The organism is Nocardia concava NBRC 100430 (genome assembly GCF_000308815.1).
In the GTDB taxonomy this organism is placed as follows: domain Bacteria; phylum Actinomycetota; class Actinomycetes; order Mycobacteriales; family Mycobacteriaceae; genus Nocardia; species Nocardia concava.
Genome location: NZ_BAFX01000187.1, coordinates 1 through 15,097, shown reverse-complemented (window position 1 = coordinate 15,097; position 15,097 = coordinate 1). Strand labels below are relative to the sequence as shown.

At 68.4% G+C, this 15,097-nt stretch carries 14 protein-coding genes and 2 pseudogenes; 7 read left to right on the top strand and 9 right to left on the bottom strand.

The window, feature by feature from the left end:
- Positions 1-3: 3 nt before the first annotated feature.
- Entirely contained in the window at positions 4-1,020 is a 1,017-nt protein-coding gene (locus ON43_RS43050) for a nitroreductase family deazaflavin-dependent oxidoreductase (protein WP_167333490.1), read from the bottom strand.
- Between the two features lie 151 nt (positions 1,021-1,171).
- On the opposite strand from ON43_RS43050, the gene ON43_RS36680 reads away from it, so the two are divergent.
- On the top strand, positions 1,172-2,371 hold the full coding sequence (locus tag ON43_RS36680; protein ID WP_051179746.1) for a lipase family protein: 1,200 nt from the start codon (positions 1,172-1,174) through the stop codon (positions 2,369-2,371).
- A 3-nt stretch (positions 2,372-2,374) separates the two neighbouring features.
- Here the strand turns inward: ON43_RS36680 and ON43_RS36675 are convergent, their stop codons facing one another.
- The 4 genes and pseudogenes from ON43_RS36675 to ON43_RS47260 all read right to left on the bottom strand — a co-directional run.
- Positions 2,375-3,706 carry a lipase family protein gene (locus ON43_RS36675; protein WP_040815150.1) on the bottom strand — a complete coding sequence of 444 codons (1,332 nt, stop codon included), beginning with the start codon at positions 3,704-3,706 and terminating at the stop codon, positions 2,375-2,377.
- A 154-nt stretch (positions 3,707-3,860) separates the two neighbouring features.
- On the bottom strand, positions 3,861-5,573 hold the full coding sequence (locus ON43_RS36670; RefSeq protein WP_040815148.1) for a WD40 repeat domain-containing protein: 1,713 nt from the start codon (positions 5,571-5,573) through the stop codon (positions 3,861-3,863).
- 32 nt (positions 5,574-5,605) lie between these two features.
- On the bottom strand, positions 5,606-7,318 hold the full coding sequence (locus tag ON43_RS36665; RefSeq protein WP_373283523.1) for a WD40 repeat domain-containing protein: 1,713 nt from the start codon (positions 7,316-7,318) through the stop codon (positions 5,606-5,608).
- A 13-nt stretch (positions 7,319-7,331) separates the two neighbouring features.
- Positions 7,332-7,784 (bottom strand): annotated as a pseudogene (locus ON43_RS47260) (nSTAND1 domain-containing NTPase); the annotation flags it as partial.
- A 478-nt stretch (positions 7,785-8,262) separates the two neighbouring features.
- Here ON43_RS47260 and ON43_RS36655 point away from each other — a divergent pair.
- Positions 8,263-8,823, top strand: a complete 561-nt coding sequence (locus ON43_RS36655) for a cutinase family protein (RefSeq protein ID WP_051179745.1) — start codon at positions 8,263-8,265, stop codon at positions 8,821-8,823.
- Between the two features lie 20 nt (positions 8,824-8,843).
- Here ON43_RS36655 and ON43_RS36650 read toward each other — a convergent pair whose 3' ends face one another.
- The 3 genes from ON43_RS36650 to ON43_RS36640 form a co-directional block, all read right to left on the bottom strand.
- Positions 8,844-9,344: a hypothetical protein gene (locus ON43_RS36650; RefSeq protein WP_157514331.1), complete on the bottom strand. Its 501-nt coding sequence runs from the start codon at positions 9,342-9,344 to the stop codon at positions 8,844-8,846.
- A 202-nt stretch (positions 9,345-9,546) separates the two neighbouring features.
- A complete protein-coding gene (locus ON43_RS36645) occupies positions 9,547-10,215 on the bottom strand; it encodes a VC0807 family protein (RefSeq protein ID WP_040815140.1) in 669 nt (222 codons plus the stop codon).
- A gap of 2 nt (positions 10,216-10,217) precedes the next feature.
- Positions 10,218-10,844 (bottom strand): TetR/AcrR family transcriptional regulator, encoded by a 627-nt coding sequence (locus ON43_RS36640; protein ID WP_040815138.1) that lies wholly within the window; start codon positions 10,842-10,844, stop codon positions 10,218-10,220.
- A gap of 176 nt (positions 10,845-11,020) precedes the next feature.
- Between ON43_RS36640 and ON43_RS47095 the strand changes: the two are divergent.
- The 5 genes and pseudogenes from ON43_RS47095 to ON43_RS36620 form a co-directional block, all read left to right on the top strand.
- Positions 11,021-11,203 (top strand): annotated as a pseudogene (locus tag ON43_RS47095) (ATP-binding cassette domain-containing protein); the annotation flags it as partial.
- A gap of 100 nt (positions 11,204-11,303) precedes the next feature.
- The gene (locus ON43_RS36635) at positions 11,304-11,927 is read left to right on the top strand and encodes a DUF8746 domain-containing protein (protein ID WP_306304994.1); all 624 of its coding nucleotides are present in this window, start codon (positions 11,304-11,306) and stop codon (positions 11,925-11,927) included.
- A gap of 19 nt (positions 11,928-11,946) precedes the next feature.
- A complete protein-coding gene (locus ON43_RS36630; protein WP_040815137.1) occupies positions 11,947-12,648 on the top strand; it encodes an ABC transporter permease in 702 nt (233 codons plus the stop codon).
- A gap of 28 nt (positions 12,649-12,676) precedes the next feature.
- Complete coding sequence (locus ON43_RS36625; protein ID WP_063712700.1) at positions 12,677-13,882, top strand: sensor histidine kinase; 1,206 nt, start codon at positions 12,677-12,679, stop codon at positions 13,880-13,882.
- An 89-nt stretch (positions 13,883-13,971) separates the two neighbouring features.
- The gene (locus ON43_RS36620) at positions 13,972-14,619 is read left to right on the top strand and encodes a response regulator (protein ID WP_040815136.1); all 648 of its coding nucleotides are present in this window, start codon (positions 13,972-13,974) and stop codon (positions 14,617-14,619) included.
- A 139-nt stretch (positions 14,620-14,758) separates the two neighbouring features.
- Here ON43_RS36620 and ON43_RS36615 read toward each other — a convergent pair.
- Positions 14,759-15,097, bottom strand: a 339-nt coding sequence (locus ON43_RS36615) for a pentapeptide repeat-containing protein (protein WP_040815135.1), incomplete at its 5' end; no start/stop codon positions are given.

The window sequence follows — 15,097 nt, the reverse complement described above, 5'->3', positions numbered from 1 at the left end:
CGGCTATGCCTCCACGTCGGCCACCAGGACCTGCATCAGACGTGTGAAAAGTCGTGCGGGTGCAGGCAATTCGGCCGCACCCGCCGCATCGACCACACGCGGATCACTGAACTTGCGGGTGCGGCCGCGATAGATCGCCTCGCCGCCGTTGGCGGCCAGCACATTGCGCACCCAGTCGGATTTGGTGCCATAGGGCAGGGGCACGATCAGCAGCCCGTCGCGGTACACGGCCACGACCGGAGTCCGGTACGGCGCACCTGATTTCCGGCCCAGATGCCGAATCACGGAGTAGGGCGGCACCTTTCCCGCGCTGACACCCTGGATCCGATTGGTGACGAGCTTGTTGAACCGCGGCAGCCAGGCCGGCGCGATGCCGTCACCGCTGGCCGGATCGCGCAGCCACCGTGCGGGCCCGCGCCGCCACATGGCCGGTTCGGGTTCGATGCCGTGGCTGAGCAGCAGCATGGCCAGCATCTCGTAATGGCCGACCAGCATGCACAGATCCACCGTCTGCGCCTCGGTCAGCCTGGCCCGCAGCAGCGGCCACGTCTCATCGGAGATCATTCGGTCGGAATGCAATTCGTCGACCGCTCGCAACAGCCCGCGCTGATGGTCGGTCCAGCCGGGGGCCTCGGGTCCGGCGGCGATCCGCTCGACGGTCGCCACCGACAGGCCGCTGAACCGGGCCGCGTAGACGTGATGGTGCCACTCGTAGCGCGCGCCGGAGTTCCACGCGGTGCGCAGCGTGGCCAGTTCGCAGTCGACGCGTGAGAGTCGACTGAAGGGAACAACCTTCAAGCCGAGGGGCATGTAACCCCAGAACATCAAGGGACTGCGGCCCATGAGCTCGAGGACCCTTATGCGGCCTCCGCCGCCGAGCAGTCCGCCCAGCCGGGCGACCAGCCAGACACCCGGTTCGGTGCGCTGGAATTCGCCGAGTCCGGGAATGCGGTCGAGCGCCGTGACCCGCCACTGCGGTAACCCGTCGGTGGGCGCGGCGACATCGGGCTTCAGATTCATCATTACCTCCCGGAACGGATTCCAACACCGGTCCCGGCGGCCTGCTATGGCCTGTGCCGCCACGGAATTGACCGTCGCCGCCAGGGTCGCCGGATACGATGGCCGGACTCGCCGCGAGAGCGGTATCGCGTCATGAACACTGGAGTTCGGCTTGACCGTCACCACCCGCCGGGCACTTCGCCTGGCCGCCGTCGCGGTCCTGACCGTGCTACCCGTCCTGCCCGGCACAACGCTCGCGCCACCGGCGCTTGCCGAGCCGGACCCGTTGCTGGGCGCGGGGACGCGAATCACGTTCGCCAGCACCGATATTCACGGTGCGCCCATAACGGCCAGCGGCACCGTCATCGAGCCGATGACACCGTGGCGGGGTCCGGGACCGCAACCGCTGGTCGCCTACCTCGTCGGCACGCACGGTGAAGGAGCCCAGTGCGCGCCGTCGCGGCTGCTGAGCGGATTACTCCAGTACACGCCGCCCCTGGACGTCATGGCCGAGTACGAACTTCCCTTCATGTACGCGCTGCTCGCGCAGGGCTACGCGGTGGTGATCCCGGACTATGCCGGTCTGGGTGTACCCAACGCGCCCAGCTACATGAACCCCGTCGCCGAAGCCCATGTCGCGATCGATGCCGTGCGCGCCGCACAAGGACTGGGCCGCACCACGATTCCGGAGCACGGGCCGGTCGTATTCGCCGGATACTCCCAGGGCGGCAATGCGGCCGGGGGAGTGGCCGAGCAATTGGCCGAGTACGGACCGGATCTCGACGTCAAGGGTGTCAGCGTCGGGGCCGCCCCGGTGGACCTGGCGTCCTTCTTCGACCGGCTCGAGGGCGGACTGTCGGCCGGATTGGTCGGCTATGCGCTCAACGCCCTCGAAAGCGCCTATCCCGAAACCGTTCCGGCGCTCGCCGAGATCATCAATCCGGCCGGACGCGCCATGATGGCGGCGACCGCGACCGAATGCGTCGCCGAAACCACCCTGCGCTACGGGCTGCACCACACCGGCGAGTGGACGGTCTCGGGCCGTCCGCTCTCGCTGGAACTCGCCGAAAACCCCGTCACCCGTGCGGTTCTCGACGAGCTGGCTCTAGGCCACCGCACACCCGCCGTCCCCGTCTCCGTGCTCACCGGCACCAATGACGATGTCGTCCCGCCCGGACCCGTGCGCGATCTCGCCGCCACCTGGTGCGGCCGGGGGGCCACCGTGGCGTTGACCGAAACCGCCCTGCCGCCACTGCTCCCCGGCTCGATCCTCGGTCACAGCCTCAATCTGCCGGTCACCTTCTTCGGCACCACGCTGCGCTGGATCGAGGATCGATTCACCGGGAAACCGGCCCCCTCCACCTGTGGATAGCGCTCAGGCCCCGGGGAATCCGGGCGGCAGGGGAGCGAAGGCGGCCATGAACCGCGGCCCCGCCGGCAGCCCGCGCAGCAGCGCACTGGTCCATGCGACGGCCGGAAGCCATCCGGTCACCGCATTGGTGATGTGCTCGGGCACCGGCACGGTGGCGAAGCGCAGATCCGCGCCACGATCCCAATAGGACTGGACCGTCGGCAGAACGACCGCCGCGGGCGGGATCAGCTCATCCCACAGCCCGTGCCACCACAGCACCGGGGTGTCGGGGATGTAGTGGCCGAGGCTGTTGTCCTGCAACACCTTCACCACCTCCGGGTAGGACTCCAGCGACTTCCCCGGCTGGTAGTAGTCGCTGATCGGCCGCCACATCCCGGTCAGCGCGGCCGTCGCATAGCAGCGGTGCTGCATGTCGGCGACGATCTGCTGCCCCTCGGGCGTGAGCAGCTCCGCGGCGTTGAACGCCTCCGGGTACTCCCGCGACAACGAGACGAAGCCGAGCCACATGGTGAAGTTGCTGATGCCCGTGACGCCGGGCTCCTCCTGGGTGGCGTACTTCGCCTGCTCCATCAGATTGGCGGGCGTGCCGCCGATGCTGGTGCCCAGCAGCCGCACATCCGGCGCGTAGGTGGCGCGCAGTTCGGCCGCGCGGATCGAGCCCGAACCGCCGCCGGAGTACCCGTACAGCGCGATCCCGGAATCGGTGAGCCCCAGTCCCGGATCGTTCTTCATCGCCCGCAGGCTGTCGAGGACCATCTTGCCCTCGGCGTAGGTGTTGAAGGTGTTGAACTTGCCGTCGAAGTCGGGCACGTTGATGGCGAAGCCCTGCATCAGCCAGTAGATGGCCAGCGTCGACTCCTTCATGGTGCCGACCTGCAGCGTGTGCGACGGATTGCACGACGAGTCGGTGGAGTCGATGGCCTCCTGGAACGACACCACCGGACGCGCGCTGCCCTGCCACGGAATGCCCGGCACGATGACCGTCGTCGCGGTGACGATCGGATTGCCGTGCACATCCTCGGACCGGAACAGCAACTGCTTGGTGTACACCGGGATCGGCAGCCCGAGCAGTCGGGTCTGCACCTCGCGACTGCGCACGATCTGACCCGGCGCGTAGGCGTCCAGATCGGCCGGATCGTCGTACCAGGGATCCTGGGACGGCACCGGAACGGGCAGCGCCTGATAGATCTGCGGCTCGCTCGGCAACTGCGGCAGCTGATTCTGATCCGGCGGGAACACGGGCGGGAACCCCGGATCCGCCTGCGCCACACCGGTTCCCACCGCCATGCACGCGGCCGCCAAGGCTACGGTCAGCCGCCGCCGGGACTTGCTCATGACATCCTCCGAATCGCCCTTGATTCGTGCGGCCGCCCTCACACGCGCACCGCCTCTGGGCTACAGCTCACAGGAAACCGCTGCTCAGCACTACTGACAGGCGGCTAAGGCGGCGGCGGTGCGCTTTGTGCACGTGCACAGACGGAGGGTTGGTTCAGCTGCTGTGGCAGTACGGGCGGTAGGACAGCTGCGGGAGGTACTGCTTCCAGCGGTCCTCGTTCCAGAACTCGCCGGTGACCGCGCAGATGCGGTCGATGGCGTGCCGGGTATCGAGATCCCAGAGGGCGAACGTGCCTTCGGTGGTAATGGCGGCCAGCCGGTCGTTGTCGGCGACGACCACCGAGTCGTCGCTGTATCCGCCCGTGGGGGTCAAGGTCGCCAGTTCCGCGGGATGCGCGCGGTCGCGGAAGTCCCACAGCCGGATGACGCCGTCGAAGCCGTGGGCGAGCAGGGTGCGGGAATCCGGAGTGAAGGTGAAGCCCCGGAGCGCCGGTATTTTCGCCGCGACCGGTTGCCCCAGCCGCTGTGGTTCGTGTGGGTCGCTGATGTCCCACAGTTGGAAGGTGCTCTTGCCCGAGACCACCATGGTGCGCAGGTCGGGGGCGAAGTCGATGACGGACCGCTCGCTCGTGGGATGCCGCAGCAGTTCCGCGATCCGGCTCGGATGGGATCGATCGGCGATGCTCCACAGGGTGGTCACCGACTCCGAATGTTCTGCCTCGCCGATGGTTTCGGTCTCGATCAGGGTCCTGCTGTCCGGGCCGAATTCGAAGTCGGCCTGTTCCGGCACCTGGATCGGGTCGCCGAGCGGCGTCGTGCGCGGCGGATCGGTGAAGTCCCACAGCCGCAGCAGTCGGCGGTCGTCGACGGTGACCATGGTCCGGAAGTCCTTGCTGATGGCCCACATACGCAGTGCACCGGCATCGGGAATCGGGCCCTCCCCACGGGAATGGACGGCGGCGGGGTCGGACAGGTCGACGACCGACATCGATGTTCCCCGCAGACTCTGTTCCAACAGCACGGTGCCGTCCGGTGAGAGCTCACCGACCTCAGTCTCCGGGACGCTGCGATACACGGCGATCACCTTGGGCGACTGCGTATTCCGCACGTCCCAGAGGGTGGTGACGCCCAGCCGCGGCGACCCGATCGCCAGTCTGCTGCCCCCGGCCCGGAAGACCGACATGTCGTTCGAGCCCGGCAGAGTCGGGATCAGCCCGGACGGCAGCGACCATGTGTGGAGATCACCGGTGGCCGCGCCCGCGAGCAGGTGATGCCCGTCGGCGGCGAACACGATCGCGCGCGGGGCCGCAGAGCACTCGAACGAACCGGCGCCGTACGGGGAGCCACCGACACCCGAACGGCAGGTGCCCGGACTGGTGGACAGCCCGTTGACCAGCAGGGTCGGGTCGGCCGGATCGGTGACGTTCCAGACGGTCACCGCAGCGCCGACCGCGGTCGCCAGACTGTGGCCGTCGGGTGCGAAGTCCAGATCCGAGATGCCGCCGTGGTCGATCTCACGGCTCGCCGACATGCGCGGGCGCGCCGGGTCCGCGAGATCCCACAGTTGCACGATGGCGTGCGATCCCGCCTCGGGCGTGATCCCGACGGCCAGCATCGCGCTGTCGGCACGGAACGCGAGGGAGGTCGGGCCGCTCGGGGCGGACGACGATACCGGCGCGGTGGCGAAGCCGGGCACCAGCAGCGTGGGATCGTCCGGGCGCGTGAGGTCCCACAGCTGGACCGAGGCGGTGCGGGCGGCTCCATTCCGGTCGATGCGTGCGAGCAGGCGACCGTTCGGACTGAAGCGAAACGCGTTGACGCCGCTGAGCGAGCCTCGATCATCCAGCGGCCGATCCGCCCGCCGCACCGGAGCGGCCGGATCGCCGACGTCCCACAGGGTCAGCAGGCTGACGGACTGCGTCGCGAGGGTGCGGCCGTCGGGGCGAAGGTCACCTCGGTCGGGTTCGAGTCGGTCGGCAGCTGAGCCAGTCGGCGAGGCGTGGTGGGATTCGAGATATCCCAGAGCGTGACAATGTGATTCGCGTTCAGTTGGTCGCCGCTGGGCACCAGCGTGGCGTCCGTGGTGGCCATCAGCGGTGCGGACGGGGCGAAGGCCACGTCGCCGACGCCCTCCGTCCGGGTTCCGAGCGCGCTCGGGTGCCGCGGGTCGGTGGTGTCCCACAGTCGCAGGCCGCCTTCGAGATCCACCGAGGCGAGAGTCCGGGTGCTCGGCTGGTACGCGATCCGCGTAACAGCCTGTGCGTGGGCGGGCGTGACCGACAGGAGCGGCGCCGCCTGGGACTGGAGCAGTCGCGAGCGCACGGCCGGATCGCCGGGCCGCAGCTGCCAGGCGACCAGATTCAGTTGCGCCGCCAGCGTGGGATCCGACTGCCGCGCTTGATCGGCCGCCGCCAGCACCGCGGTGAAATCGCTGTCAGCGCGCCGCTGATCGGCCAGCCGGATCTGCGAGTACAGGCCGACACCCAGGACGAGCAGCACCACGCCGAGCAGGGCCAGCGTCAGCCGCAGGCGTCGGGAGCGGCGGCGGCCGGTATCCACGGCGGCCACCGACCGGGTCAGGAATTCCTGTGCCAGCGGCCCGACCGGTGGTGGATCCGCATGCTCGCGGGCGTTCTGCAGGCGGGGGCCGCGGTACAGCAGGGACGAATCCCGTTCCTGGGCAGCCCATTCCGCGGCATCTGACTCCAGGCGCTGGCGGATCAGGTAGCCGACGCGGTCCTCGTCGATCCAGCCGCGCAGGCGGGGCCAGGCGGTGAGGACGATCTCGTGGGTGAGGGTGACCGCCTCGGCGTCGAGGGTGAGCAGGCGGGTGCGGGTGAGCAGTTCCAGTGCGGCGGTGGCGGCTTCGGGATCGGCGGTTCGGGCCAGCAGGTCCGCGCGGGCGACGGTGCGGCGGGTGTCGCGGGAGTCCTGGCTCACGGTGACCAGCCCCAGCAGTAGGTCGCGGGCGGCCCGCTGTTGGTCGGAAGACAGTTCGTTCCAGGCGTATTCGGCGGTCTCGGCGACCGAGCCGACCACGCCGCCCGCGGTGCGGTAGTCAGCGATGGTCAGGCGGCGGCCCTCGCGATGGTGCCAGGTGGCGGCCATGACATGCGAGAGCATGGGCAGTGCGCCCGGATCGTAGGTGCGGCGGCCGGGATGGTCGGTGGCGCCGCACAATTCGGTGGTGACGAGCTCTTCCAGGCCGGGTTCGAGATCCAGGCCGACGGCGCGGGCCGGGCCCGAAACCGCTTGCGAGAGTTCCTCCATGCGCAGCGGGCCGAGCAGGTAGCCGCGGTGTTCCAAGGCGTCCTGGAGGATGAGGTGGTTGAGGCAGTGCGCGTAGAAGTCGGCGCGCAAGGCGACCACGACGGCGATCGGATCGTCGGTGCGGCGGGAGCATCCGTCCAGGACGGTGAGGAACAAATCCCGTTCGCGCTCATCGGAACCCGCGGTGAACAGCTCCTCCAGCTGGTCCACGATCAAAATTCTGCGCGGGCCCTCGGATCGTGTCGCGAGCACCGCCAGCAGCGCGTCCTCGGTGGCATCGTCCGTATCCGACTGCCCGAGCGCGCCGAGCAGCGCGGTGCACGGCTGCGCGCCCGGCGTCAAGCGCGGTGATCTCCCATTCCGTCAGCGCCGGGCCCAAACCCGCTGCGAGGAGCGAGGATTTACCCGCCCCGGAGGCGCCGACCAGGGCCACCACGCCGTCGGCCGCGCGCACGAGAGCGCTCAGCTCGCTCACGGCGCGCGCCCGCCCGAAGAACAGTGCCCGGTGCTCGGGCCCATAGGAGCTCAGCCCCTGATACGGGCAGGCGGCCTCGGTGTCCGCCTCCGGGTTCCAGCTGGTCGCGGCCTGCCAAAGACGTTGCCACTCCGCGCGATCGGCGAGCGGGCGCGGCAGCGGACCGCCCGTCTTGCGGGCCAGCTCGACCAGCACCAGCACCACCGGCAGCAGGGATTCGAACCGGGCCGGGACATTGCGCCCGGCCTTCCAATCGCTGATGCGCTGTGCTGAGGCCGCGCCTGTCCGACTAGCCGGGACCGCGCCGGGCCGAGTGCCGCGCGCGGCCCGCATCCGTTCCTCGGCCGCGTTCGCCACCCGGCGCAGGGTCGGATTCCCGGCCGCCGCATACAGTTCGGCGAACCGCCGCGCGAATGCCGCGCGGGGTGACCGCAGCCGGCCGTCCTCGCCGTCGTCAGCGACCATGACCGCCCCCGTCCCCGATTGATCCCCGACAGTATGCGTCGCGAATCCGCGGTTATGCGAGTTGCTCGTCGATCCAAGGGGATTCGGGGCGGGTGGAGACCGGGAAGTCTGTCAACGCTCGGCAAGCCGGGGGTGAGATCGGGTGCGGTGGCCCTGACATCGCGGAATGGACTACGAAAATGGGCCGGATGTAACTGTTTCGGCAGGAATGAGAACGCCAGCAATTGCTGGGTACATAGCGTGCAAGCCGGGCCGGACCCGGAGTTAGTAGACAAAGAAAGTTACGACCATGCGTAGAGCAACGGCGCTCTTCGCCGCACTAGTGTTGGCCATCCTCTTTTCCACCATGACACACCTCACGGCTCCGAAGGCCAATGCCGATGACTGCACCGGCGTTTGGACCATCGGCATCGGCGGGCTGGGCGACAACAACTCGTCGACCTTCGCCCCCTTTGTGAACCAGCCCGTGGGTTACAACTCCGCCGACCCGATGTCGGGGTTGAACGAACTCAACCGGCTGTTCTGGCAGCACCGCGACGAATGCCCCGGCGACCACATCAAGCTCATCGGGCACAGCGAAGGCGCGGGAATCGTGCACGCCTGGGTCACCGCACACCAGGATGCCGATAACGCGAATGCCATTCTGCTGTCGGATCCCAAGCGGGCCGCGGGCCCGGGTTGGGCGGGACTGTCCTCGACTCCCGGCAGCGGGATCATCGGCTATCCCCTTGCGGGCGTCGATGATTGGTTCGGCGGCTTCCCGGTTGTGACGGTGTGCAACCATGACGACCAGATCTGCGACACCTCGGCCGGCTGGTGGGGTTACCTCTTCGGGGGAGCGCATACTCGTTACGATTTCAATGTCTGGGACTACGGCGACTGGGATTCCGGCGTCTGGTACTGGTAATCAGTTGAATCCGAAGGGGATCAGTAGCCGAAAGGCACTGGTCCCCTTTGGCTGAACCCATGACCCAGCGATGTGCACACGGCCGAACCATTGAAGGTGATCTGACAGGTCGCGCCCGCGTGGGTGATGGAGAACTGCGGGTCGTGCCCGCTCACCTGGGCGATGGCCGCCAATCCCGGATTTCCGCCCGGCAGCGTGTGGCTGCCGTTGGAATTCCACTCCGGATGCGCGGGCGTGGCGGCCGAATCGATAACTATGGCAGGCACATTCGGGAACGGGACCTGTGCTCCGGCGTACAGCACATTCATGACCGCGGCCGGATCGGCCAAGTCGCAACCCACCACACCGTTCGCCGCGATCGAGCAGTTCCACCCGCCGAGCGCGAAATACACGGCGTCGCCGACCTGAACCGGACCGCCCGCGTCGTCGGCGGACGCGCCGCCCGCGCCGAACATTCCGGCAACAATCCCGAGGATTCCCCCGCAAACCCATGCGGTAGTGACTTTCACAGTCCTGGACACGGCATCTCCCTGATGCGCAAAAGAGGTTATGCGGCCAACGCGGCCATAGAGAAAACGTATCACTTTACGGCGCACAGACGGCAGATCTGTCGAGGGGGCTAACGCAATTTCTTGCCCCTTCGGCAGCTGAATGGCCTCGAATCGGGCGACCGCCCAGCAGATTTGATTCGCTCTGCGAAGGAATATCCCGCCCGGCGGCGGCTCAAACCTTCAAACCGTTGCGGGTGACGTAGACGACATGAAATGCGATCAGCGTTCCCAGAACGGCGAGCCATTGCAATGTCGTCGCCAGCGGAACGGCATCCAGCGGAAGGGAATAGGCGAAGGCGACGCGAATGACGGCGTCCAGGGTGAACCCCGCGCCCCAGACCGCGGTGAGCACGCGCAGATGGCGGCGGAAGCGGGAATCGGTATCCCAGCGGGCATCCCATTCCCGGTATCCGGCCTCGCCGATTTTCACGGTGACAATGGTGCGGGCCAGGCTGCGCATCATGGGCCGCTGGGTGAACAGCGTGGCCAGGATCCAGAGGCCGACCGCGCCGAAGAGCCAGGCGTCGCGCACCAGCAGGGTGCGGGGGTCGCCGGTGATCACCGAGACGGCGGTGCCGATGACGATCATGGTGAGGGTGAACAGTGCGACCGCGTCGACGCGGCGGTGGCGCAGGGCGCCATAGACGAGGAACGGCACGGTCAGCAGGGCCGGGCCGATCAGGGCGGCCCAGGGGCTGGCGCCGGCCGCGCGCAGGCCGTAGTACGCGCCGATCGGGAGGATGAGTTCCACGATCACCTGGCGCGCAACGTGTCTGCGCAGGGCGGCGCGCTTCTGGGCGGCGGTCGGGGCGGGCTCGGTGGGGGCGGTCGGGTGCGTCATGATCAGGCGTCCTTGCGGGTGGCGCGGTCGAAGAGGTCGGCGAGTTCGCGCGCGGTGGCGGCGGCGTCGAAATTCGGATCGGTGGCCTTGCGGGCAATGGCTGCGTCCAGGGATCCGCGAATGGCCATCACCATGACGACCGGATCGAATTCGCGAAATACCCCGTCGCGCTGGCCCGCTCGCAGAATCTCGGCCTGGGTGGCGGAGGCCGAACCCAATTGGTCGAGCAGGCCGAAAAGGTGGGGATCGTCGGTCCCGGCATTGGCGGCGATATTCGACAGCGCCCGCAGGTGTTTCGGATATTCGTCCACGAGAGCGAGATTCGCGGAGAAGAAGGCGAGCATGCGACCGCGGTAGCCGGACTCGGCGTCGAGTTTGGCGCCGATGAATTGGGCCGACACGGTCATGATCCGGGTGACCACCTCGCGAATCAGATCGCCTTTTCCGCGGAAGTGGTAGGAGATCATGCCGGTGCTGGAGAGCCCGGCCTGCTTGGCGATCTTGGCGAAGGAGGCATTGGCGTAGCCCTGGTCCGCGATGACCTCGATGGCCGCGTCCACGATCTGCGCGCGCCGGGCCGTCTCGGTGAACGTCCGTCCTTGCTTGACCGAGTCGATTCTTGCTTGCATGAGCAAAACGGTACGCGGGTTTGCTCAACCGAGCAAGAGGTGTCAACCCTGTTTGTAAGCCGAAAGTGTTAGCCGGTCGTGTGCCGTCGGCTGATGGATGGGACCTCTCAACACGGGATTGTCGAAGGCGACACGGCGACGCGACGGGCGTCGCCCCTGCGGCGAGAGGCATCGACATGATTCAGGCGCGCGGGCTCGGCAAGAGCTACGGGCAGACCCCGGCGGTGGACAATCTGTCCTTCGACGTGCGGCCCGGGGTGGTGACCGGCTTCCTCGGCCCGAACGGCGCCGGCAAATCCACCACCATGCGGCTCATGCTCGGACTCGACCACGGCAGCGGCCGGACCCTGTTCGACGGGCAGACCTACGCCGAGCTGGCCGACCCGCTGCGGTCGGTGGGCGTGATGCTGGATGCTCGCGCGGTGCATCCCAACGCGGACCGCGATCGGGCATCTGCGCATGATCGCGGCGGGGGCGGGGATCAGCGAGGGTCGGGTCGAGCACGTGCTCGGGGTGGTCGGGCTGTGCGACGTCGCCGGGAAGCGGGCGGGCGGATTCAGCCTCGGCATGCAGCAGCGGCTCGGGCTGGCGGCGGCGCTGCTGGGCGATCCGGCCACGCTGATCCTCGACGAGCCCGCCAACGGCCTGGATCCGGAGGGCGTGCGGTGGCTGCGGGATCTGCTCAAAGATCTTGCGCGCCAGGGCCGGACGGTGTTCGTGTCCTCGCATCTGCTCAACGAGATGGCGCATCTGGCGGATTCGCTCATCGTGATCGGCGCGGGCAAACTGCTGGCCGCGGAATCGGTGGCCGAATTCGTGGGCCGCAATTCCGCGCCGCGCATCGTGGCGCGCACCGATCGGCCCGATGCGCTCGCGGAGGTGTTGAGCCGCAACGGATTCCGGGCCCAGATCGACGGCGGGGGCGCGGTGGTGATCGAGGGCGAGGACCGCCAGCGCGTCGCCATCCTCGCCATGCAGGCGGGCGTACTGGTCACCGAGCTGACCCAGGCGCGCACCAGCCTCGAGGACGCCTACTTCCACGCCACCGCCGACTCCGCCCAGTACCGCGGCCACGCCGCCTGATCCGACGGGAATTCCTCTCATGTACAACGCGATTCGCTACGAACTGACCCGGCTCACCACCGTGCGGTCCACGTGGGTGCTGCTGGCCGCCGGGCTGGCGCTGCAGGGGCTTATCGCCTACCTGTCCGCGGCCCGCGACTATGCGACGCCCGCCGAGCAATTCGCGGCCTCGGTCCACGGGCTGCCCCTCGTGATGGCCGCGCTGTTCGGAACCGCCGTGGCCGTGAACGCCTTCGGACACGAATACCGCTACGGGTCCATCACCACCACCATGCTCACCGTGCGACGACCGGGCCGGGTGATGGCGGCCAAGGCGCTGACCACCGGTGTGCTCGCCGCGCTCTACGGCGTCGCGGTGGTGGGCCTGACCGTGCTGATGCAGGGGCTGGTCTCGACGCTGCCTTCCGGAACCTCGCATCTCACCTACGCTTTCGTCGGCGTCCCGGTGTACATGACGCTGGCCGCGCTGGCCGGGCTCGGGGTCGCGGCCATCACCCGCAATGCCACGGTCGCCCTGGTGGCGGCGATTGGTTTCCCGACCGTGGTGGAGACCGGGGGCGTGCTGGCCGGGCTGAGCCCGAAGCTCATGCCGTTCCTGTCCGCCGGGTTCGCGGTGCAGCCGGGTTCGATGAACCCGGTGCTGTCGATGCTGCCGCTGTTCGCCCTGGCCGCCGGTTTGCTGGCGGCGGGCCTCGCGCTGCTCGCGCGCCGTGACGTGTGACGATGGCGCGACGACTAGGGTTGCCGGAGTGAGCAGGACGCGACGGATCGCCCGGGTGGGGCTCGATGTCGTGCTCGCCCTGTTGTTCGGTGCGATCTCGCTGTCGGAGGTGCACAGCTCCCCGTTCGGACTGCTGCCCGCCGCGGCGGGACCGTACGTGTCGATCGCCGTCGGGCTGACCCTGGTATTCCGGCGCTACCGGCCGCTGCCGGTGCTGGCGGCGGGCGTGCTCGGAGAAGTGCTCGTCGGATCGGTCGCACCGCTGCTGCTGGCCGTTTTCACCGTCGCCGATCGCTGCGGCAATCGGCGACGGACGTGGTGCGGGGCGGCGGCCGCGCTGATCGCCGTCGCCATCCCGTGGGGTCAGGGCACGACGGTGCCACTGTTCCTGACGCGAACGGCGCTACTGGCGGTGGTGCTCGCGGTGCCGCTGCTGCTGGGGTTGTGGACCAGTCAGCGCTCGGAAACCATTGCCGCCCTGCGGGAACGCGCCGAACAGGCCGAGCGGGAACGCGATCTGCGGGCCACCGCGGCCGTCGAGGCCGAGCGGCTGCGCATCGCCGGGGAACTGCACGACATTGTGGCGCACCGGATTTCGCAGATCACCGTGCTGGCCGGGGCGCTGGAGGTCTCGGCCGAGGGCAAGCCTGCCGAGATCGCGGGCACCATTCGCACCACGGGGTCGCGGGCGTTGACCGAGATGCGGGAGCTGCTCGGCATCCTGCGGGAACCGGCCGATGTGGTGGCCCAAGGGAATTCGGCCGCCCAGGGAAATTCGGCGGCTCACGGGAACGTGGCCGCCCAGCGGAATTCGGCGGAGCGGGTGCCGCTGCGCCCGGCGCCGGATCTGGGGTCGATCCCCGAACTCGTCGCGGAGGCCGTGGCGGCAGGGCAGACGGTGGACCTGACCATGCCGATCGAACTGCCCGAGGTGGCAGGACCCGTGGGCCGGGCCGCATACCGGATCGTCCAGGAGGCGTTGACCAATGCCGCCAAACATGCGGCGGGCGCGGAGGTGCGCGCAGCCCTCACGGTGGTCGACGGGGTACTGGATGTCGATGTCCGCAACGGGCGTGGCGACCGCACTCCGCTGGCGGCCGAGGGTTCCGGCTTCGGCCTGCTGGGGATGCGAAAACGGGTCGAACTCGCCGGTGGCAGCCTGCATTCCGGGCCGCTGGCGGGCGGCGGGTACGTGGTGCACGCGACGTTTCCATTGCATGCGGTGGACGAATGACGGTGGTCGATGAATGACAGTGGTGGGCGAATGACGGTGGTGGGCGAATGCCGGCGGCGGATGAATGACGATGCGGTGAGGGAGGTTTCGTGATCCGGGTGGTGCTGCTCGACGACGAGGAGCTGGTGCGCTCCGGCATAGCCATGATCCTCGAGGCCGGTGGCGGCATCGAGGTGGTGGCCCAGGACGCCGACGGCCGCGCCATCGTCGACCTCGTCCACAAGCATCGCCCGGACGTCGTCGTCACCGATATCCGCATGCCGCACGTGGACGGCCTCGAGGTCACCCGCCGCGTCCGCGCCCTACCCGACCCACCCGCCGTCGTCGTCCTGACCACCTTCGGCCTCGACGAATACGTCTACGCCGCACTGGAAGCCGGCGCCGCGGGCTTCCTGCTCAAGGACACCCCGCCCCGCGAACTGGCCCGCGCCGTCGAGGTGGTCGCCGCGGGCGACGCGATCCTCGCCCCCGCCATCACCAAACGCATGCTCACCGCCTTCACCCAGGGCCCCGGCGCCCAACAGCCCGACGCCCTGGCCCAACTCGACCACCTCACCGACCGCGAACGCGAGGTAGCCCTGGCGGTAGCCACCGGCGCCGGCAACGCCGAAATCGCCCGCACCCTCCACATGAGCGAATCAACGGTCAAGGTCCACATCAGCCGCATCATCGCCAAACTAGCCCTCGAAAACCGCACCCAGGTAGCGATTCTCGTCCTGCGCGCCGGCCTCGCCTGACACCTAATCCGCCACTCCGCCGCACCCCATGCGGTCACAACGGCCACCAGGGTCGAGCTGAAAATCAACGCCCCGAAGCGAACTCAGGCCAGGTAAGTGCGCGGTCATGCCGATGAGCGGGCACGCTCAGATCAGCTGTCTACCTACCAGCGTCGCCCGGCGGGAAGCCGATGGGATTGGCGAATTCGCTGCCCCGGAGATCGATAGCGCCCTGGAACTGCGTGTCGGTGAAGTCCGCGACAGCGGTTATGGATGCGCGCTGGAAATTGACTGTGCCGGAGAACCTCGCGCGTCCGAAGTCGACGGGACCGCTGAATCTTGTCTCGCTGAAGTCAGTGACGACGCCGAACTTCACTCCCGTGAAATCGACCGCACCGGAGAAGCGGGCGTGCTGGAAGCTGACCCAATCGAAGGTTGCGCCACTGAAATCGACATTGCCGTCAAACTCCGCGAGCACGAAACTGGGTGTCTCCAAAAA